The following is a 20,078-nucleotide window of genomic DNA, read 5'->3' as shown; positions in this document are numbered from 1 at the left end:
TAGGCTCTGGCAGCCAACCCATGATCAATAAACATCACAGGTGCCTGCATGATCCCTAGAACCTTGTTCAGTTCCGAGCACGAGCTCTTCCGTGACAGCGTGCGTACGTTCCTTGAAAAAGAGGCTGTGCCTTTCCATGGTGAGTGGGAAAAACAGGGCTATATCGACCGCCAGTTGTGGAACAAGGCCGGGGAGGCGGGGATGCTGTGCTCACATATTCCCGAGGAGTACGGCGGCCTGGGTGCGGATTTTCTCTACAGTGCGGTGGTGATCGAGGAGATCGGTCGGCTGGGACTGACGGGCATTGGTTTCTCTCTGCATTCGGACATTGTTGCGCCCTACATCCTGCATTACGGCAGTGAGGCGCTGAAACGCCAATACCTGCCCCGTCTGGTGTCGGGGGAAATGGTGACGGCCATCGCCATGACCGAGCCGGGTGCCGGTTCCGACCTGCAAGGGGTGAAGACCACGGCGGTGCTCGATGGCGACGAGTATGTGATCAACGGCTCCAAGACCTTCATCACCAACGGCTATCTGGCGGATCTGGTGATTGTGGTGGCCAAGACCGATCCCAAGGCCGGGGCCAAGGGCACCAGCCTGTTTCTGGTGGAGGCCGATACGCCGGGGTTCTCCAAGGGCAAGCGTCTGGAAAAGGTGGGGATGAAGGCTCAGGACACTTCGGAGTTGTTTTTCCAGGATGTGCGTGTGCCCAAGGAAAATCTGCTGGGACAGGCTGGAATGGGGTTCGCCTATCTGATGCAGGAGTTGCCTCAGGAGCGCCTGACGGTCGCCATTGGCGGTCTGGCCAGCGCGGAGGCGGCGCTGCAATGGACCCTGGACTACACCCGTGAACGCAAGGCTTTCGGCAAGGCGATTGCCGACTTCCAGAACACCCGTTTCAAATTGGCGGAGATGGCCACCGAAATCCAGATTGGCCGGGTGTTTGTCGATCGCTGCCTGGAGTTGCATCTGCAAGGCAAGCTCGATGTGCCAACGGCGGCGATGGCCAAGTACTGGGGCACCGATCTGCAGTGCAAGGTGCTTGATGAGTGCGTGCAGTTGCACGGCGGCTACGGCTTTATGTGGGAGTACCCGGTAGCCCGGGCCTGGGCCGATGCCCGGGTACAGCGCATTTATGCCGGGACCAACGAGATCATGAAGGAAATCATCGCCCGCTCACTGTAGCCATGGGCTTGCCGGCGAATGGGCGACGCACATTCGCCGGCAAGCCAGCTGCTGAAGTGTTTAAGGGGCGGGGTTGGGGTGGTCCTTGTGAATCGCCTCGATACCGGCCAGGACTTCTTCCGACAATTTCAATTCGGCACTGGCGATGTTGCTGTCCAGCTGGTCCAGGGTCGTGGCGCCGATGATGTTGCTGGTCACGAAGGGCTGCTGATTGACGAAGGCCAGGGCCATTTGCGCTGGATCCAGTCCGTGTTCGCGGGCCAGGGCGACGTAACGGCTGCAGGCCGCTTCCGACTGAGGATTGAAGTAGCGGCTGAAGCGGCTATAGAGGCTCAGTCGAGCCTTGGCTGGCCGGGCGCCGCCTTCGTATTTGCCGGACAGGTAGCCAAAGGCCAATGGAGAGTAGGCCAACAGGCCGCATTGTTCGCGAATGGCGATTTCCGCCAGGCCCACTTCAAAGCTGCGGTTGAGCAGGTTGTAGGGGTTCTGGATCGAGACTGCGCGAGGCCAGCCACGGCTCTCGGCCAGGGCGAGGAACTTCATGGTGCCCCAGGGCGTTTCATTGGACAGGCCGATATGGCGGATCTTGCCGGCCTTGACCTGTTCGTCCAGGGCTTCGAGGGTTTCTTCCAGCGGGGTGAAGTCTTCGTCGGCCTGGTGCTTGTAGCCCAGTTGACCGAAGAAGTTGGTGCTGCGCTCGGGCCAGTGCAACTGATAAAGGTCGATCCAGTCGGTCTGCAAGCGCTTGAGGCTGGCATCCACGGCTTCGACTATGTGTTTGCGGTTGTGCTTGAGTTGTTTGTCGCGGATGTAGTCGATGGTGTTGCCGGGGCCGGCGATTTTGCTGGCCAGGATCCAGTCGGCACGGTCGCCGCGTTGCTTGAACCAGTTGCCGATATAGCGCTCGGTGGTGGCGTAGGTGTCGGCCTTGGGGGGCACCGGGTACATCTCGGCGGTGTCGATGAAGTTGATTCCGGCGTGTTTGGCTCGCTCGATCTGAGCGAAGGCTTCAGCCTCGGTATTCTGTTCGCCCCAGGTCATGGTGCCCAGGCAAATTGCGCTGACGTTAAGGTCGGTTCGGCCCAGCTGGCGGTAGTCCATCGGGTACTTCCTTGGCAAAACAATCATAAAAGCAGGTTGAAATTTTTTTCGCAATCTGCATAATTCGGCAGCTCTTTCTGCAGTGGAAGTGATGCGCCGCCTGCCGAAGAATCTTGCCGTATTCCAGACGCGCTGACCCGAGCCCCCGATAGCGTCTGTGTCCGGCTGCCTTTGACCTTGTCAAAGTACGCACTATTCAGTAAGATCCGCCGTCTATTTTGCTGGGCGGCCCCTGAGGCTATAAAGAATGAAAACTTTTACTGCTAAACCGGAAACAGTAAAGCGCGACTGGTTCGTCGTCGACGCTGCTGGTCAGACCCTGGGTCGTCTGGCCACCGAAATCGCGAGCCGTCTGCGTGGCAAGCACAAGCCTGAGTACACTCCTCACGTTGACACCGGCGACTACATCGTCGTTATCAATGCCGAGCAGGTACGTGTTACTGGCGCTAAAACCACTGACAAAATGTACTACTCCCACTCCGGTTTCCCGGGCGGCATCAAGTCGATCAACTTCGAAAAGCTGATCGCCAAGGCCCCTGAGCGCGTGATCGAGACCGCGGTAAAAGGCATGCTGCCTAAGAACCCGCTGGGTCGCGACATGTACCGTAAGCTGAAAGTCTATGCGGGCGCTGCTCACCCTCATACTGCTCAGCAGCCCCAAGAACTGAAGATTTAACGGAATAGTTCATTATGTCGGCGACTCAAAATTACGGCACTGGCCGTCGCAAGACTGCAACCGCACGCGTTTTCCTGCGTCCGGGCACTGGCAACATCTCGATCAACAACCGTTCCCTGGATAACTTCTTCGGTCGCGAAACTGCCCGCATGGTAGTTCGTCAGCCGCTGGAGCTGACCGAGACTGTTGAGAAGTTCGATATCTACGTTACCGTTATCGGCGGCGGTGTAAGTGGTCAAGCTGGCGCGATCCGCCACGGTATCACTCGCGCTCTGATGGATTACGACGAAACTCTGCGCAGCGCTCTGCGTAAAGCTGGTTTCGTAACCCGTGACGCACGTGAAGTTGAACGTAAGAAAGTGGGTCTGCGTAAAGCGCGTAAGCGTCCGCAATACTCCAAGCGTTAATTCGCTACTGCGTTCAAAGACGCCCAGTCTCCTTGCGGAGCTGGGCGTTTTTTATTGTCTGAAATTTGCTCTGTGACAACTTGCCACATCCGCGGAGGCCCTATACTACAAGGCTTCGGGCTGGCTGGGCTTGGTAATTACCTTGTCAGAATAGGGGCTTTTCATTACCATTCGGCAAAATTTTTATAAGTTCAGATTTTTACTTAGTAGATGCCTGATTTAACAGGCCACAAAGCTGATGGGAGAGGACTGAATGAGCAATGACGGCGTGAATGCAGGCCGGCGTCGCTTCTTAGTAGCAGCCACATCCGTGGTGGGTGCTGCAGGAGCGGTGGGGGCTGCGGTCCCGTTCGTGGGGTCATGGTTTCCCAGTGCCAAGGCGAAAGCCGCAGGTGCACCGGTGAAAGTGAATATCAGCAAGATCGACCCAGGTCAGCAGATGATTGCTGAATGGCGTGGTCAGCCGGTGTTCATCGTCCGCCGTACAGAGGAAATCCTGGGGAATCTTAAAAAGATCGAGGGCCAGCTGTCTGACCCTGACTCCAAGAACTCGGTACAACCAACCTACGTCGATCCGGAAGTGCGTTCGATCAAGCCAGAGATCCTGCTGCTGATCGGGATCTGCACTCACCTGGGTTGTTCTCCGACCTTCCGTCCTGAAGTGGCGCCCGCCGATCTGGGCAAGGACTGGGTAGGTGGCTATTTCTGCCCTTGCCACGGCTCCCACTACGATCTGGCTGGTCGCGTCTACAAGGCGCAGCCTGCGCCCCTGAACCTGCCAGTACCCCCGCATTCCTATGAGTCGGATGACATCATCGTCATTGGCGTCGACACGGAGAAAGCGTGATGAGCAAGTTCATGGATTGGGTTGATGCGCGCTTCCCCGCGACCAAGATGTGGGAAGACCATCTCAGCAAGTATTACGCTCCGAAGAACTTCAACTTCTTCTATTTCTTTGGCTCCCTGGCGCTGCTGGTGCTGGTCAATCAGATCGTTACCGGTGTCTGGCTGACCATGAGCTACACCCCTTCGGCAGAAGAGGCCTTCGCTTCTGTTGAATACATCATGCGCGACGTCGAGTACGGCGCGATCCTGCGTCTGCTTCACTCCACCGGCGCTTCGGCGTTCTTCATCGTGGTCTATCTGCACATGTTCCGTGGCTTGCTCTACGGTTCCTACCAGAAGCCTCGTGAGCTGGTGTGGCTGTTCGGCATGCTGATCTACCTGGCGCTGATGGCTGAAGCCTTCATGGGCTACCTGCTGCCTTGGGGACAGATGTCCTATTGGGGTGCTCAGGTAATCATCTCGCTGTTCGGTGCGATCCCCGTTATTGGTGACGACCTGACCCAGTGGATTCGTGGTGACTACCTGATTTCCGGGATTACTCTGAACCGCTTCTTCGCCCTGCACGTAGTAGCCCTGCCGATCGTGATCCTCGGCCTGGTGGTGCTGCACATCCTGGCGTTGCACGAAGTGGGTTCGAACAACCCGGATGGCGTAGACATCAAGAAGAACAAGGACGAGAACGGCATCCCGCTGGATGGCATTCCTTTCCACCCTTACTACACCGTGAAGGATATCGTCGGCGTAGTGGTGTTCCTGTTCATCTTCTGCTCGATCGTGTTCTTCTTCCCGGAAATGGGCGGTTATTTCCTCGAGAAACCGAACTTCGAACAAGCCAACCCGTTCAAGACTCCCGAGCACATTGCTCCGGTTTGGTACTTCACGCCGTTCTACGCGATCCTGCGTGCGGTGCCGGACAAGCTCTTGGGTGTTATCGCCATGGGCGCTGCAATTGCGGTCCTGTTCGTACTGCCTTGGCTTGACCGCAGCCCGGTCAAGTCCATGCGCTACAAAGGCTGGCTGAGCAAGATCTGGCTGCTGGTGTTCTGCATCTCGTTCGTGATCCTGGGTGTGCTGGGTGTTCTGGCACCGACTCCGGGCCGTACGCTGCTGTCGCAGGTATGTACCTTCCTGTACTTCGCCTACTTCATTCTGATGCCGTTCTACACCAGGCTCGAGAAGACCAAACCGGTTCCGGAAAGGGTGACTGGCTGATGAAAAAGCTATTTGCTGTACTGATTCTTGCTGCTATGCCTGTATTGTCTTTCGCGGCCGAGCACGGCGGACCTGAGTTGGAGAAGATCGATATCGATCTCTCCGACAAAGCCGCCCTGCAAGACGGCGCGCGTACTTTTGCCAACTACTGCATGGGCTGCCACAGCGCCAAGTTCCAGCGTTATGAGCGAGTGGCCGATGACTTGGGCATTCCTCACGACCTGATGTTGAGCAAGCTGGTTTTCACTGGTGCCAAGATCGGCGACCACATGAACATCGGCATGCAGCCGGCGGATGCCAAGACCTGGTTCGGTGCAGCGCCGCCAGATCTGACCCTGGTGGCTCGTGTTCGTGGTACCGACTGGCTTTATGGCTACCTCAAGTCCTTCTATGAAGATCCTGCGCGCCCTTGGGGTGTGAACAACAAGGTCTTCCCGAACGTTGGCATGCCTAACGTCCTGGTCGGTCTGCAAGGGCGTCAAGTGGTCGGTTGCAAGCAGGTGCAGATCGTTGAAGACGGCAAGAAGCAATACGATCCGCTGACTGGTACACCGCTGACTCACGAGGCGTGCGATCAACTGACAGTCAAAGAGGGTACCGGTACTCTCAACGAGGCTCAGTTCGACGAGAAGGTTAAGAATCTGGTGACTTTCCTTGCCTACTCGGCCAACCCGGTCAAGCTGCAACACCAGCGCATCGGCACTTATGTGCTCTTGTATCTGGCCTTCTTCTTCGTGTTCGCCTATCTGCTCAAGCGCGAATACTGGAAGGATGTGCATTAATAACGTTTTAAGCATCAGTTGTTGAGCGTGCGCGCCCAAGGGCGTCTCTGATCAGTAACAACCCTGTATCATTCGGGGGTTACCAGAGGCGCCCTGAGGGCGCGCTCGTTTTTTCTGCTTCCGATAATTTCAACAAGCGAGGAGGATCGCCATGGGCGTGACCAATCGGTTGGCCTGTTACTCCGATCCCGCCGACCACTATTCCCACCGGGTGCGCATTGTGCTGGCGGAGAAGGGTGTCAGCGCCGAGATCATCAGTGTGGAGGCGGGCCGTCAGCCGCCGAAGCTGATCGAAGTGAATCCTTACGGGAGCTTGCCAACGCTGGTTGATCGTGACCTGGCGTTGTGGGAATCGACAGTGGTGATGGAGTACCTGGATGAGCGTTACCCTCATCCGCCGCTGTTGCCGGTTTACCCTGTGGCGCGTGCCAACAGTCGTTTGCTGATGCACCGAATCCAGCGTGATTGGTGCGGGCAGGTGGATCTGATCCTGGATCCGCGGACCAAGGAGGCGGCGCGGGTGCAGGCGCGTAAGGAATTGCGTGAAAGTCTGACCGGAGTGTCTCCGCTGTTTGCCGACAAACCATTTTTCCTCAGTGAGGAACAAAGTCTGGTGGACTGCTGCCTACTGCCCATACTCTGGAGATTGCCAATCCTGGGTATCGAATTGCCGCGGCAGGCCAAGCCGCTGCTTGATTATATGGACCGCCAATTTGCGCGTGAGGCTTTCCAGGCGAGTCTGTCTGGCGTCGAACGTGACATGCGCTGAGGCTTAAGGAGCCGCTATGAACTCCAGTCGACCTTATCTGGTCCGCGCGCTCTATGAGTGGATTGTGGACAACGATTGCACCCCGCACCTGCTGGTCAATTCCGACTATCCGGCTGTGCAGGTGCCCCAGGGCTTTGCCAGTGATGGGCAAATTGTCCTGAATATTTCTCCCAGTGCCGTGCGTCATCTGCACATGGACAACGACGCCGTGACCTTTGAAGGGCGCTTCGGCGGTGTGCCACACAGCTTGCACGTACCGGTCGCGGCGATACTCGGAATCTATGCGCGCGAGAATGGTCAGGGCATGGTCTTTGATCTGGAGTCGCCTCTGGACGAAGAAGATGACATCGAGCCGGATGACGATTTGCCGCCACCGGACAGTGAGCCGCCGCGCCCCAGTGGCCGGCCCAGCTTGAAAGTGGTCAAGTAATAAAAAAGGCGATCCAGATGGATCGCCTTTTTTGTGTCTGACGCAGTGCTGTGTCAGTCGATGTATTCGAACAGTTTGACGATTTTTTGTACGCCGGAGACGCCCTGGACCAGATTGGTGGCTTGCGCGGCTTCCTGTTGGGTCAGCAGGCCCAGCAGGTAGACGATGCCATTCTCGGTGACGACCTTGATCCGCGATCCGGGAATGCTGGCGTCGGTGAGCATCTGAGTCTTGATCTTGGTGGTCAGCCAGCCATCGTTCTGCCGTGCCAGAAAGCCGGAGGGCGGCAGTACTTGCAGTTCGTTATGGACCTTCTTGACTCGCTGCACTTCGCTGGCGGCCTGTTCGGCTGTTGCCTTGAGGTCGGGGCGCGGTGTCTGGCCTGCGAGCAGGACAATGCCGTTGAAGCTGGTGACGACAATGTGTGAGTTGTTTTCCAGGTCCGGGTTGGCCTTGGCAACGTTGACGGCGACTTTGGTTTCGATCAGTGAGTCGTCGATCTTGCTGCCGAAGGTGCGAGTGCCGCGATCGTCATCAATGGGTTTGTCGCGGGTGGCGGTAATCACCGAGCTGCAACCAGTGATGCCGAGGCACAAGGTCAAGGCCAGAAGGCCAAGGCGATTAGGGGTCATTCTTCACTCCCGAACAATTGGCTGTCGATCAAGTCGCAAAGGCAGTGGATCGCCAGCAGGTGGACTTCTTGAATACGTGCGGTGACGTTGGCCGGTACACGAATTTCAACATCTTCAGGCAAAAGCAGGGAAGCCATGCCTCCACCATCGCGACCGGTCAATGCTACGACAATCATTTCTCGATCATGTGCGGCCTGGATTGCTTGAATAATGTTGGCCGAGTTGCCGCTGGTGGAAATCGCCAGCAGTACGTCGCCAGGTTGTCCCAGGGCGCGGATCTGCTTGGAAAAGACTTCGTTGTAGCTGTAGTCGTTGGCGATCGAAGTGATGGTCGAGCTATCGGTGGTCAGGGCGATGGCTGGCAGGCTGGGGCGTTCACGTTCGAAGCGGTTGAGCAGTTCGGAGGAAAAGTGCTGGGCGTCGCCCGCAGAACCGCCGTTGCCACAGGAGAGCATTTTGCCCTCATTGAGCAGGGCGTTGACCATGACTTGGCTGGCTTGCTCGATGTGCGGTGCAAGTACGTCCATCGCCTGTTGCTTGGTGTCGATACTGGCCTGAAAAAGCTGGCGAATTCGGGATTGCATGTCCATCTGTGTGACCTTAAGTAGCGCGGCTTGGTGGCACGTGAATGTGCAGCCCGCAAAGCAAAGAGCAAAAAAGTTGAGTGAAAATGGGTGCTGCCTGATGGCTTCTTTCAGCTGTCAAAGGCATTGCGCAGCCAGTTCAGGCGGGCTTCTGCACCTGGGGCGCCGTCAATGGCGACCACATCGAAACGGCAGGGATGGTTGGACCAGCGTGACTCTTTTTGCAGAAAAATCTGCGCAGCAAGAATGAGTTTCTGACGCTTGCGCCCATCGATACTGCCCAGGGCGCCACCCCATTGCGTGTGTTGTCTGTAGCGGACTTCGACGAATACTACTGTATCGCCGTCAAGCATGACCAGATCAAGCTCGCCGCGTTTGCACAGCCAGTTCTGCGCCAGCAGGCGCAGCCCTTGCTGTTGGAGATGCCTGAGCGCTTGGCTTTCGGCATCTCTTCCGCTTTGCTGGCGTGATCCTTGGAGCATCAGCGCGGTGTATCGGGCAGGCGGGTGACCTGGCCGTTGACGAACTTGGCCCACGGCAGCTGGCGTTCGATACGCTGACCTGCGGCCATGCCCAGGCTGCCGGACTCACCATCGATCCGGCTGTCAGGCAGGGCCTTGAGCTGGCCCAGGCGAGGTGCAAGACGATAGGCGTCGACGCCCATGGCGTACAGGCGACCTAGGCTGCCTCCGGCTTGTGGCCATTGTGCAGTGACCTGGCGCCGCAGAAGGCCGTTGGCGTCTAGCAGCCAGGGGGTTTCACAGAACATTACTCCGTTCATGTCGTTGTATTGGTTCTGATCGCCGCTGGCACTGAATACGTTGGAGGTGGCGTACACCGGAACGTCCCCGGCGTATTGGAAGTTCAGGGTCGGCTTGATCTGTTGTGCCTGCTGTGGCGTTGCAGCAAGGAAAATGAACTCGATGTCCTGGCGGCGTGCCGGTTGCGCGGCGACTTGAGTGCCTACGGTGCTTTGCAGGCTCTTGGCGCGACCTTCGCTTTGGCGCAGTTGGAACAGGTCGGCAATCTGCTGGGCCAGGGCGACTGGCTGATCGATGCGTTCGATGCCGATCATGCTGCCGCCGTTGGCTTCCCAATCCTGGCGGAAGGCTTTGAGCACGCGATCGCCCCATTCACCCTTGGGGACCAGCGCGGCGGCACGGTGCAAGCCGTCGGCGCGGGCGCGACGAGAAACTTCACGGGCTTCGTCTTCGGCTGCCAGGCCAAACTGGAACAGTTGCGCAGGGCCCTGTTCGCCGCCCTCGCTGTAGTTCAGTGCCAGGGTAGTAATCGGCAGTTGCGGGCGTGCAGCCAGCTGTTTGACCAGGGGTTTTTCCAGTGGGCCGACTACCAACTGCACGCCGGCTGCTTGGGCCTTGCGATAGAAGTCATCCAGGGAGCTCAGGCGCGAGCTGTCGTAGAACTCGATGCTGGGTGGTTTCTGTCCGGCTTGCTGTGCTTGATAGTGGGCCGCCATGAAGCCTTCGCGCAGGGCTTTGGCTACAGAGGCCAGCGGGCCGTCCTGTGGCAGCAGCAGGGCGATTTTCGACACGGGTTGGCTGGCCAGCTCTTTGAGCTTGATCAGCGGTTGCGGCAATTGGAGGGCAGCAGGGTGTTTTGGATTCTGTGCGCGCCACTGATCAATGGCGGCCTGCTGCTGTTCCAGGGTGCCGGCGCTCTTGACTGCCAGGGCCAGGCTCATCCAGCCGGCCAGATCGTCATTGCCCGCTGGCTGCAGTTGGTCGGTTGGCAGGGCGGCGATCAGTGCCCAAATGGCTTCGTGGTTCTTTGCTGCGGCATCGTCTTTGAGCAAGGGGGCAATAAAGATCCGCTCCTTGGCGGCTGCCAATGTTTGGCCGTCGGCCTCAAGGGCGCGAGCATGAACGGTGCCGGTGCGAATCTGTTGTGGTGCGGGCAGCTCGCTCAGGTGCTGCAGGCTGGGATGGCTCAAGGCGGTTAAAGCCGCCTTTGGCTGATTGCGTACCATGGCCAGCTCGGCGGACAGCGTGCTGGCGAAGATTTGCTGGGCAGGTTTGAGCTGATCCAGCGGCACTTGCTGCAGAATCTGTCCGGCGCGTCCGGCGTTGCCTTGGCGATACGCCATGTCTGCCGCGCTCAGGCGTAGCAGGGCGGCTTTGTCGGGGCTTTTGCTGGTGGCGGCCTGTTCGAGCAATTGCTCGATGCTGGCATCCGGTGTCCGTGGAAGTTCGCCAAGGCTGGAGGAGGGCGAGCTGGCGCAAGCCACCAAAAGGGTAGCCAGGCAGAGGGCGAGAAACAGCCGCAGGCAAGCGATCATGTAAGTGTTCCTGATACTCGATCAAATGAGCGTGGAATTGTACCCAAGCGCTGGCCGGGGCGCGATGTTACTGGTGATAAACCGTCCATTTAGCTGGTGCAAATGTTGCTGGGAGGCACAAAAGCCGGCAAAGGATCAGAGTGTTGAGCGATTGACAGGTCTATTGAGAGGGCTTCAACGCGCTACAATGGCGCTTTTGCCGATCAAGAGGTGTGCGCTTTGACTGTTCCGGGTCCTTTGAATTCCGCTGCTGGCTCGCTTTATGTGGTGGCGACGCCCATCGGTAATCTGGACGACATCAGCGCCCGGGCTCTGAAGTTGTTGCGCGAGGTGTCGCTCATTGCTGCGGAGGATACCCGGCATTCTCAGCGCCTGATGCAGCACTTCGGCATTGCCACGCCTCTGGCGGCCTGTCATGAACATAATGAGCGTGACGAAGGCAGTCGTTTCATCACCCGTTTGCTCGCCGGGGATGATGTTGCGTTGATCTCGGATGCGGGCACGCCGTTGATTTCTGATCCTGGTTATCACTTGGTGCGTCAGGCGCGAGCAGCAGGTATCAATGTGGTTCCTGTGCCCGGGGCCTGTGCTTTGATCGCTGCATTGTCGGCAGCAGGTCTGCCATCGGACCGGTTTATCTTCGAAGGTTTTCTACCGGCCAAGGCGGTTGGGCGGCGTGGGCGTCTGGAGGCGGTCAAGGAAGAGCCGCGTACGTTGATTTTCTATGAGGCTCCGCATCGGATTCTTGAGTGTCTGCAGGACATGGAGGCGGTATTCGGTGGCGATCGGCCTGCGTTGCTGGCTCGGGAGCTGACCAAGACTTTCGAGACTCTCAAGGGCTTGCCGCTTTCTGAGTTGCGCCAGTTCGTTGAATCCGACAGCAATCAGCAGCGTGGCGAGTGCGTAGTGCTGGTCGCGGGGTGGACGGCGCCGGAAGGTGATGAGGCGATCAGCGCTGAGTCGATGCGCGTGCTTGACCTGCTGCTCAAGGAAATGCCTCTCAAGCGGGCGGCAGCGCTGGCGGCCGAGATCACTGGTGAGCGCAAGAACGTGCTGTATCAGGTGGCCTTGAATAAGCAGAAAGAACAATAAATGGCATGCCAGGGTGGCCAATGGCTTTTAGCGCTTGTTCTTGGGCCGCTCTGCCGTTAACCTGCGCGGCGGAGAGTCGATTGGACAGTCGCTGCCCTCTATGAAAATTAGAGGGGGGAGGAAAGTCCGGGCTCCATAGGGCGGAGTGCCAGGTAATGCCTGGGGGGCGTGAGCCTACGGAAAGTGCCACAGAAAATAACCGCCTAAGCACTTCGGTGCCGGTAAGGGTGAAAAGGTGCGGTAAGAGCGCACCGCACGTCTGGTAACAGTTCGTGGCTAGGTAAACCCCACTCGGAGCAAGACCAAATAGGGTTCCAAGGCGTGGCCCGCGCTGGAACCGGGTAGGTTGCTAAAGATGTCCAGTGATGGCCATCGTAGAGGAATGACTGTCCTCGACAGAACCCGGCTTACAGATCGACTCTCCACCTTTTCCCTCCCTGCTTGAATCAATAGCAGAAGCGTTTTTGTAATACCGAAAAAATCTTACTCTTAATAAATCACTTTAACTTCGCATTGCAGCTTATTGAGCTGTCTGAAGTTAATGCTCTGGAATGCCCCTCGAATTCTCGTTGCCTCTCCTCTTAGTGTCCTAAATCTCCGTTCTATAAGGCTTTTCCGTCGCTGCGCGCCTTGACGGTGGTGTGGGCGCATTCCTATAGTGTGCGCAAGTGGCGGAAAGTGGCATGAAGTGGGTTTTATGAGCGCAAAACGCTAAAATTTGGAGAAACGCTGACGTGTTTCGCGGAGCTAACGCTATCAGTCTCGATGCAAAAGGCCGTCTCGCCATGCCGAGCCGGTATCGTGACGAGCTCGTTTCGCGAAGTTCTGGGCAGTTAATCGTCACGATCGATGCTGTTGATCCTTGTTTGTGTGTTTACCCTCTCGACGAGTGGGAGCTGATAGAAACCAAACTGCGCGCGCTGCCTTCGCTGCGCGAAGAGAACCGTCGTTTGCAGCGTTTGCTGATTGGTAATGCCGTCGATCTTGAGCTCGATGGCAGTGGTCGTTTTCTGGTACCGCCGCGCCTGCGTGAATATGCCAAGTTGGATAAGCGCGCAATGTTGGTGGGCCAACTGAACAAGTTCCAACTGTGGGACGAGGATGCCTGGAATGCTGTTTCCGCAGCGGACCTGGCGGCTATTCAACAACCGGGCGCCATGCCTGATGAACTGCGTGATTTGATCCTGTGACTATTGATAGCGGCTTTAACCACATCACCGTGCTGCTTGACGAAGCCGTCGAGGCTCTCGCCGTGCGGCCTGATGGCTGCTATCTGGATGGCACCTTCGGCCGTGGTGGGCATAGCCGGCTGATTCTCAGCAAGCTCGGGGCGGAGGGCCGGCTCCTCGGATTCGACAAAGACCCCCAAGCGATTGCCACCGGGCAAGCGCTAGCGGCCGAAGACGGCCGCTTTGTCGTTGTGCAGCGCAGTTTTGCCGAGCTGGGTTCGGAAGTCGCCGAGCGCGGGCTGGCCGGCAAGGTCAGTGGCGTACTGCTCGACCTGGGTGTGTCGTCCCCTCAGTTGGACGATCCTGAGCGCGGCTTCAGCTTTCTCAATGATGGCCCCCTGGACATGCGTATGGACCCGACTCGTGGTATCAGTGCCGCTGAGTTCATCGCCACCGCGCCAGTGGAGGATATCGCCCGCGTATTCAAGGAGTACGGCGAAGAGCGCTTCTCCGGTCGTATGGCGCGAGCAGTGGTCGAACGTCGTGAGATCCAGCCTTTCGAGCGCACTGCCGATCTGGCTGAAGTGCTCAAGGTGGCCAACCCAGCCTGGGAAAAGGGCAAGAACCCGGCGACCCGGGCTTTCCAGGGGTTGCGCATTCATGTGAATAACGAGCTGGGTGATCTGGAGGCGGGCCTGGAAGCTGCGCTGGACGCCCTGGAAGTGGGTGGCCGTCTGGTGGTCATCAGTTTCCACTCCCTGGAAGATCGCATCGTCAAATTGTTCATGCGTCGCCTGGTGAAAGGCGAGTCTGACAATCTGCCGCGTAACCTGCCGGTACGTTTCGAAGCCTTCGTGCCGAAAATCAAGATCCATGGCAAAGCGCAGTTCGCCTCCGAGGCCGAACTCAAGGCCAACCCGCGTGCTCGTAGTGCCGTCATGCGTGTTGCGGAGAAGCTTCGGTGAGCAAGCTCTTCGCCAAGCCGCTTCCAGGCGGAAGCTTTTTCATGCTGCTGCTATTCGTAGGGGTGCTGGTGTCCGCGATCGCGGTTTCCTACAGTGCCCACTGGAACCGTTTGCTGCTCAATACGCTGTACGGCGAGCTGAGTGTGCGCGACAAGGCCCAGGCTGAATGGGGTCGCTTGATCCTTGAACAAAGCACCTGGACCGCTCATAGCCGGATTGAAGTACTGGCCACCGAGCAGTTGAAAATGCACATCCCAGGTGCGGCCGAAGTTCGAATGGTGGCGCCATGAAGCTTGAAGGCGCGCTCTATCCTTGGCGTTTTCGCGTGGTGCTGGGCTTGCTGGCGGTCATGGTGTCGGCGATTGGCTGGCGCATCATCGATCTGCAGGTGGTCGATCGTGACTTCCTTAAAGGGCAGGGCGATGCCCGCAGTGTTCGACATATCCCTATTCCCGCGCACCGCGGCCTGATCACCGATCGCAATGGCGAGCCGCTGGCGGTGAGCACGCCAGTGACTACCCTGTGGGCCAACGCCAAGGAAATGCAGGTGGCCAAGGATCGTTGGCCGGCGTTGGCCATGGCCCTCGGACAAGACCCCAAGGCGCTGGCCGAGCGTCTCGAAGCCCAGGCCAACAAAGAATTCATCTATCTGGTTCGGGGGCTCACTCCGGAGCAGGGGCAGGCGGTGCTCGACCTGAAGGTGCCAGGTGTCTATGGCATCGAGGAGTTCCGCCGTTTCTATCCCGCCGGCGAAGTGACTGCGCACATGGTGGGCTTCACCGACATTGACGATCGTGGACGTGAAGGCGTCGAACTGGCCTATGACGAATGGCTCGCTGGTGTGCCTGGCAAGCGTCAGGTGATCAAGGACCGGCGCGGCAGACTGATCAAGGATGTCCAGGTCACCAAGAACGCCAAGGCCGGCAAGCCCTTGGCGTTGTCGATTGACCTGCGCCTGCAGTATCTGGCCAACCGTGAGTTGCGCAATGCCATCGTCGAGAACGGTGCGAAGGCCGGCAGCCTAGTGATCATGGACGTGAAGACGGGCGAGATCCTCGCCATGGTCAACCAGCCGACCTATAACCCGAACAACCGTCGCAACCTGCAGCCGGCAATGATGCGCAATCGCGCGATGATCGACGTGTTCGAGCCCGGCTCGACCATGAAGGCGATCTCCATGAGCGCGGCCCTGGAAACCGGTCGCTGGAAGCCCAGCGATACCGTCGAGGTTTATCCGGGCACCCTGCAGTTGGGCAAGTACACCATTCGTGACGTATCCAAGACCGAAGGACCTGTACTCGACCTGACCGGGATTCTGATCAATTCCAGTAACGTGGGCATGAGCAAGATCGCCTTCGACATTGGCGGTGAGACGATTTTCCGCCTGGCGCAGAAAATCGGTCTGGGTCAGGACACTGGGCTGGGCTTCCCGGGTGAGCGCGTCGGCAACCTGCCCAATTACCGGGAGTGGCGCAAGGCCGAGACCGCGACTTTGTCCTACGGCTACGGTATTTCCGTGACGGCGATCCAGTTGGTCCATGCGTTCTCCGCATTGGCCAACAATGGGCGTATTGCTCCCTTGACTCTGATCAAATCCGACAAGGCGCCGCAAACCACCCAGGTGATTCCGGAAAACGTCGCCAAAACCATGCAGGGCATGCTGCAGCAGGTGATCGAGGCGCCGCGCGGCGTGTTCCGTGCCCAGGTCCCGGCTTACCACGTGGCTGGCAAGAGTGGTACTGCGCGCAAGACGTCGGTGGGCACCAAGGGCTACGCCGAGAACTCCTACCGTTCGCTGTTTGCCGGCTTTGGCCCGATGAGCGATCCGCGCTACGCCATCGTGGTGGTGATCGACGAACCGAGCAAGGCCGGCTACTTCGGTGGCCTGGTATCGGCACCGGTGTTCAGCAAAGTGATGTCCGGCACCCTGCGTTTGATGAACATCACTCCGGATAACCTGCCGACTACACAACAGGCCAACGCGGCTCCTGTCACCCCAGTACGAGCCAATGGAGGGCGTGGCTAATGTCTCTTAGCCTGAACAAGATTTTTGCCCACGCCGGTCGCGACCTGCTGATCCGTGAGCTGACCCTGGACAGCCGCAGCGTTCGCGCTGGCGATCTGTTCCTGGCCGTACCCGGCGCCAAGTTCGATGGCCGAGCGCACATTGCCGATGCGTTGCAGCGCGGCGCTGCTGCTGTGGCCTATGAGGTGGAAGGGGCAACCGTTTTGCCGCTGACCGATGTACCGCTGATTCCGGTCAAAGGCCTGGCAGCCCAATTGTCTGACATTGCCGGACGTTTCTACGGTGATCCGAGCCGCCAGTTGAACCTGGTGGGCGTGACCGGTACCAACGGCAAGACCAGTGTCACCCAGTTGGTGGCTCAGGCGCTGGACCTGCTGGGTCAGCGTTGCGGTCTGGTGGGCACCTTGGGTACAGGCTTCTATGGCGCGCTGGAAAGTGGTTTGCACACCACGCCCAATCCTATCGCCGTGCAGGCAACGCTGGCTGATCTGAAAAATGCCGGTGCCAAGGCCGTGGCGATGGAAGTCTCGTCCCATGGTCTGGACCAGGGGCGGGTGGCGGCCCTGGCATTCGATGTGGCGGTGCTGACCAATCTGTCCCGTGACCATCTGGACTATCACGGAACCATGGAGGCCTATGGCGCAGCCAAGGCCAAGCTGTTCAATTGGACCGACCTGCGTTGCCGGGTGATCAATCTCGACGACGAGTTCGGCCGGCAACTGGCAGCGGACAAGCATGACTCGCGGCTGATCACCTACAGCCTGGAAGATTCCTCGGCCTACCTGTATTGCCGCGAAGCCTTGTTCGACGACGACGGCGTGCGTGCCACCCTGGTAACCCCGCAGGGCGAACATCACTTGCGCAGCGCGCTGCTCGGGCGTTTCAACCTGAGCAACGTCCTGGCTGCAGTGGGCGCTTTGCTGGGCCTGGAGTATGCCCTGGATGAAATCCTCGCCGTACTGCCCAAGCTGGAAGGCCCCGCCGGACGCATGCAGCGCCTGGGCGGAGGCAACCAACCGCTGGTGGTGGTGGATTACGCCCATACCCCGGATGCCCTGGAAAAAGTACTCATGGCCCTGCGTCCGCACGCCAAGGGGCGCTTGCTGTGCCTGTTCGGCTGTGGGGGCGACCGCGACCGCGGCAAGCGTCCGTTGATGGCCGAAGTGGTCGAGCGCCTGGCCGACGGCGTCCTGGTGACCGATGACAATCCGCGCAGCGAAGACCCGGCGCAGATCTTCGATGACATCCGTGCCGGCTTCAGTGCGGTGGACAAGGTCGACTTTGTCCCCGGTCGCGGCCTGGCCATCGCCCGCCTGATCGCCGCCGCTGCTGCGGATGATGTGGTGGTGCTGGCGGGCAAGGGGCATGAGGATTATCAGGAGATCAAGGGGCAGCGCCATGATTTCTCCGATCTTGCCGAAGCCGACAAGGCCCTGACTGCATGGGAGGTGGCACATGCTTAAAGCCCTGCTGCTCAGTGAGGTCATGGCTCCGCTGGACGCCCGCCTGATCGCGGGCGATGCGCGTTTTAGCGGCGTTAGCATTGATAGCCGGGCCATTCAGGCCGGGCAGTTGTTCGTGGCCCTGACTGGTCCGCGTTTCGACGGCCACGACTACTTGAATGAAGTGGCGGCCAAGGGGGCGGTAGCTGCTTTGGTTGAGCGTGAAGTTCCCGACAGCACCCTGCCGCAGTTGCTGGTCAAGGACACGCGCCTGGCCCTGGGACAACTGGGCGCTCTGAATCGCGGTGCCTTTACCCGGCCGGTGGCAGCGGTGACCGGTTCCAGCGGCAAGACAACGGTCAAGGAAATGCTCGCCAGCATCCTGCGCACTCGCGGTCCGGTGTTGGCGACCCGAGGCAATCTCAATAATGACCTGGGGGCCCCTCTGACCCTGCTGGAGCTGGCTCCTGAGCACAGCGCCGCGGTGATCGAGCTTGGCGCGTCGCGTATTGGCGAGATCGCCTACACCGTGGCCATGACCCGTCCCCATGTGGCAATTATCAACAATGCCGGTACAGCCCACGTTGGTGAGTTCGGCGGGCCGGAGAAGATTGTCGAGGCCAAGGGCGAGATTCTCGAGGGACTTGATAGCGCCGGGATTGCTGTCCTCAATCTGGATGACAAGGCATTCCCGATCTGGAAGGCTCGCGCTGCCGGGCGACCAGTGCTGAGCTTTGCCCTAAACAATAGCGCTGCGGATTTTTATGCCTCTGATATAGGGCGCGATGCTCGAGGCTGCCCGTCCTTCAAGTTGCACAGCCCCAAGGGCGTGGAGACGGTGCAATTGAACCTGTTGGGCACCCACAACGTGGCCAACGCCCTGGCCGCCGCTGCGGCCGCCCATGCCATGGGTGTGTCGCTGTTCGGAATCGCCACCGGCTTGAATGCCGTGCAACCGGTCAAGGGCCGTACCGTCGCCCAGTTGGCCAAGAATGGCATGCGGGTGATCGATGACACTTACAACGCAAACCCCACCTCAATGTGTGCCGCCGTTGATATACTCGCCGGCTTTTCCGGCCGCACCGTCCTGGTGCTCGGAGACATCGGCGAGTTGGGCGAGTGGGCGGAGCAGGGGCACCGCGAAGTAGGTGCATATGCCGCTGGCAAGGTTTCGGCCCTCTACGCCGTAGGCCCGATGATGGCGCATGCCGTCGCTGCCTTTGGCGAGCATGCACGTCACTTCGCCAGCCAGGCTGATCTGATTGCCGCCCTGAACGTCGAGCAAGACCCTAATACCACCATTTTGATCAAGGGATCGCGCAGCGCGGTGATGGAAAACATCGTCGCGGCTTTGTGCGGCTCCAGTACGGAGAAACATTGATGCTGCTGCTGCTAGCGGAGTACCTGCAACAGTTCTACAAAGGCTTCGCGGTCTTTCAGTACCTGACCCTGCGCGGGATCCTCGGGGTACTGACTGCGCTGTCTTTGGCGCTGTGCCTGGGTCCGTGGATGATCCGTACGCTGCAGAACCGCCAGATTGGCCAGGCCGTGCGTAACGACGGCCCGCAGTCCCACCTGTCCAAGTCGGGTACACCGACCATGGGTGGCGCGCTGATCCTTTCCGCGATCGGTATCAGCACCCTGCTCTGGGCCGACCTGCGTAACCACTATGTGTGGGTAGTGCTGGTGGTCACCCTGGCGTTTGGCGCCATCGGTTGGGTGGATGACTACCGCAAGGTGATCGAGAAGAACTCCCGTGGCCTGCCGAGTCGCTGGAAGTATTTCTGGCAATCGGTGTTTGGTCTCGGTGCGGCGATCTTCCTTTATATGACTGCCCAAAGCCCGGTGGAAACCACCCTGCTGATCCCGATGCTCAAGGACGTGAGCATTCCTCTGGGTGTCGGCTTCGTGGTCCTGACCTACTTCGTCATCGTCGGTTCGAGTAACGCGGTCAACCTGACCGACGGCCTCGATGGCCTGGCGATCATGCCGACCGTGATGGTCGGTGGCGCGCTGGGGATCTTCTGTTACCTGTCCGGTAACGTGAAGTTCGCTGAATACCTGCTGATTCCCTATGTGCCGGGTGCGGGGGAGCTGATTGTCTTCTGCGGTGCGTTGATCGGTGCCGGCCTGGGCTTCCTCTGGTTCAACACCTATCCCGCACAAGTCTTCATGGGCGACGTCGGCGCACTGGCGCTGGGCGCGGCCCTGGGCACCATTGCGGTGATCGTCCGTCAGGAAATCGTCCTGTTCATCATGGGCGGCGTGTTCGTCATGGAAACCCTGTCGGTGGTGATCCAGGTCGCTTCCTTCAAATTGACCGGTCGCCGGGTATTTCGCATGGCGCCAATCCACCACCACTTTGAACTCAAGGGCTGGCCCGAGCCACGGGTGATCGTCCGTTTCTGGATCATCACCGTGATTCTCGTGTTGATCGGCCTTGCCACCCTGAAGCTGAGGTAGA

The 20,078-nt window shown here is 59.0% G+C and carries 21 protein-coding genes and 1 other RNA gene; 17 read left to right on the top strand and 5 right to left on the bottom strand.

Translation table 11 applies throughout. The annotated features are described in order from the left end of the window. Positions 1-48: 48 nt before the first annotated feature. On the top strand, positions 49-1,185 hold the full coding sequence (locus tag POS17_RS24965; RefSeq protein WP_060840976.1) for an acyl-CoA dehydrogenase family protein: 1,137 nt from the start codon (positions 49-51) through the stop codon (positions 1,183-1,185). A 60-nt stretch (positions 1,186-1,245) separates the two neighbouring features. On the opposite strand, the gene POS17_RS24960 is transcribed toward POS17_RS24965, so the two are convergent. Beyond that, positions 1,246-2,286, bottom strand: a complete 1,041-nt coding sequence (locus POS17_RS24960; protein WP_060840975.1) for an NADP(H)-dependent aldo-keto reductase — start codon at positions 2,284-2,286, stop codon at positions 1,246-1,248. Between the two features lie 247 nt (positions 2,287-2,533). On the opposite strand from POS17_RS24960, the gene rplM reads away from it, so the two are divergent. The 7 genes from rplM (at position 2,534) to POS17_RS24925 (ending at position 7,408) form a co-directional block, all read left to right on the top strand. After that, complete coding sequence (gene rplM / locus POS17_RS24955; RefSeq protein ID WP_007928449.1) at positions 2,534-2,962, top strand: 50S ribosomal protein L13; 429 nt, start codon at positions 2,534-2,536, stop codon at positions 2,960-2,962. Between the two features lie 14 nt (positions 2,963-2,976). Further along, positions 2,977-3,369, top strand: coding sequence for a 30S ribosomal protein S9 (gene rpsI / locus POS17_RS24950; protein WP_003228056.1), 393 nt, complete (start codon positions 2,977-2,979; stop codon positions 3,367-3,369). Between the two features lie 253 nt (positions 3,370-3,622). Continuing rightward, on the top strand, positions 3,623-4,216 hold the full coding sequence (gene petA / locus POS17_RS24945) for a ubiquinol-cytochrome c reductase iron-sulfur subunit (RefSeq protein ID WP_047306018.1): 594 nt from the start codon (positions 3,623-3,625) through the stop codon (positions 4,214-4,216). Further along, a complete protein-coding gene (locus POS17_RS24940; protein ID WP_016966673.1) occupies positions 4,216-5,427 on the top strand; it encodes a cytochrome b in 1,212 nt (403 codons plus the stop codon). Before petA ends, POS17_RS24940 begins: the two co-directional genes overlap by 1 nt. Next, the gene (locus POS17_RS24935) at positions 5,427-6,209 is read left to right on the top strand and encodes a cytochrome c1 (protein WP_060840974.1); all 783 of its coding nucleotides are present in this window, start codon (positions 5,427-5,429) and stop codon (positions 6,207-6,209) included. Before POS17_RS24940 ends, POS17_RS24935 begins: the two co-directional genes overlap by 1 nt. 151 nt (positions 6,210-6,360) lie before the next feature. After that, complete coding sequence (locus tag POS17_RS24930; RefSeq protein WP_016966671.1) at positions 6,361-6,978, top strand: glutathione S-transferase N-terminal domain-containing protein; 618 nt, start codon at positions 6,361-6,363, stop codon at positions 6,976-6,978. 16 nt (positions 6,979-6,994) lie between these two features. Then, positions 6,995-7,408, top strand: coding sequence for a ClpXP protease specificity-enhancing factor (locus POS17_RS24925; RefSeq protein WP_060840973.1), 414 nt, complete (start codon positions 6,995-6,997; stop codon positions 7,406-7,408). Between the two features lie 53 nt (positions 7,409-7,461). On the opposite strand, the gene POS17_RS24920 is transcribed toward POS17_RS24925, so the two are convergent. The 4 genes from POS17_RS24920 to POS17_RS24905 all read right to left on the bottom strand — a co-directional run bounded on the left by POS17_RS24920 (position 7,462) and on the right by POS17_RS24905 (position 10,920). Then, on the bottom strand, positions 7,462-8,040 hold the full coding sequence (locus POS17_RS24920) for a BON domain-containing protein (protein WP_060840972.1): 579 nt from the start codon (positions 8,038-8,040) through the stop codon (positions 7,462-7,464). Continuing rightward, positions 8,037-8,630: a phosphoheptose isomerase gene (locus POS17_RS24915; protein ID WP_007928463.1), complete on the bottom strand. Its 594-nt coding sequence runs from the start codon at positions 8,628-8,630 to the stop codon at positions 8,037-8,039. The genes POS17_RS24920 and POS17_RS24915 overlap by 4 nt, the downstream gene beginning before the upstream one ends. Positions 8,631-8,734: 104 nt before the next feature. Then, positions 8,735-9,106 (bottom strand): YraN family protein, encoded by a 372-nt coding sequence (locus POS17_RS31280; protein WP_060844575.1) that lies wholly within the window; start codon positions 9,104-9,106, stop codon positions 8,735-8,737. Continuing rightward, positions 9,106-10,920, bottom strand: coding sequence for a penicillin-binding protein activator (locus POS17_RS24905; protein ID WP_060840970.1), 1,815 nt, complete (start codon positions 10,918-10,920; stop codon positions 9,106-9,108). Before POS17_RS24905 ends, POS17_RS31280 begins: the two co-directional genes overlap by 1 nt. Before the next feature lie 237 nt (positions 10,921-11,157). Between POS17_RS24905 and rsmI the strand changes: the two genes are divergently transcribed. The 9 genes from rsmI (at position 11,158) to mraY (ending at position 20,077) form a co-directional block, all read left to right on the top strand. Further along, a complete protein-coding gene (gene rsmI, locus POS17_RS24900; protein ID WP_173655960.1) occupies positions 11,158-12,012 on the top strand; it encodes a 16S rRNA (cytidine(1402)-2'-O)-methyltransferase in 855 nt (284 codons plus the stop codon). 72 nt (positions 12,013-12,084) lie between these two features. Beyond that, an RNA gene (rnpB, locus tag POS17_RS24895) (RNase P RNA component class A) lies at positions 12,085-12,438 on the top strand. 308 nt (positions 12,439-12,746) lie between these two features. Further along, positions 12,747-13,202, top strand: coding sequence for a division/cell wall cluster transcriptional repressor MraZ (gene mraZ / locus POS17_RS24890; protein WP_011063319.1), 456 nt, complete (start codon positions 12,747-12,749; stop codon positions 13,200-13,202). Continuing rightward, positions 13,199-14,146 (top strand): 16S rRNA (cytosine(1402)-N(4))-methyltransferase RsmH, encoded by a 948-nt coding sequence (gene rsmH, locus POS17_RS24885; RefSeq protein WP_060840968.1) that lies wholly within the window; start codon positions 13,199-13,201, stop codon positions 14,144-14,146. The genes mraZ and rsmH overlap by 4 nt, the downstream gene beginning before the upstream one ends. Next, a complete protein-coding gene (ftsL, locus tag POS17_RS24880) occupies positions 14,143-14,436 on the top strand; it encodes a cell division protein FtsL (RefSeq protein ID WP_016966657.1) in 294 nt (97 codons plus the stop codon). Before rsmH ends, ftsL begins: the two co-directional genes overlap by 4 nt. Then, complete coding sequence (locus POS17_RS24875; RefSeq protein ID WP_016966658.1) at positions 14,433-16,172, top strand: peptidoglycan D,D-transpeptidase FtsI family protein; 1,740 nt, start codon at positions 14,433-14,435, stop codon at positions 16,170-16,172. The genes ftsL and POS17_RS24875 overlap by 4 nt, the downstream gene beginning before the upstream one ends. Beyond that, positions 16,172-17,635: a UDP-N-acetylmuramoyl-L-alanyl-D-glutamate--2,6-diaminopimelate ligase gene (locus POS17_RS24870; protein ID WP_060840967.1), complete on the top strand. Its 1,464-nt coding sequence runs from the start codon at positions 16,172-16,174 to the stop codon at positions 17,633-17,635. Before POS17_RS24875 ends, POS17_RS24870 begins: the two co-directional genes overlap by 1 nt. Continuing rightward, entirely contained in the window at positions 17,628-18,995 is a 1,368-nt protein-coding gene (locus POS17_RS24865; RefSeq protein ID WP_060840966.1) for a UDP-N-acetylmuramoyl-tripeptide--D-alanyl-D-alanine ligase, read from the top strand. The genes POS17_RS24870 and POS17_RS24865 overlap by 8 nt, the downstream gene beginning before the upstream one ends. Next, a complete protein-coding gene (gene mraY, locus POS17_RS24860) occupies positions 18,995-20,077 on the top strand; it encodes a phospho-N-acetylmuramoyl-pentapeptide-transferase (protein ID WP_016966661.1) in 1,083 nt (360 codons plus the stop codon). The genes POS17_RS24865 and mraY overlap by 1 nt, the downstream gene beginning before the upstream one ends. Position 20,078: the final 1 nt, after the last annotated feature.

It is taken from the genome of Pseudomonas sp. Os17 (genome assembly GCF_001547895.1).
Classification (GTDB): Bacteria; Pseudomonadota; Gammaproteobacteria; order Pseudomonadales; family Pseudomonadaceae; genus Aquipseudomonas.
The sequence above is the reverse complement of the archived record's forward strand: the minus strand, read 5'-3'. Positions and strand labels throughout refer to the sequence as shown.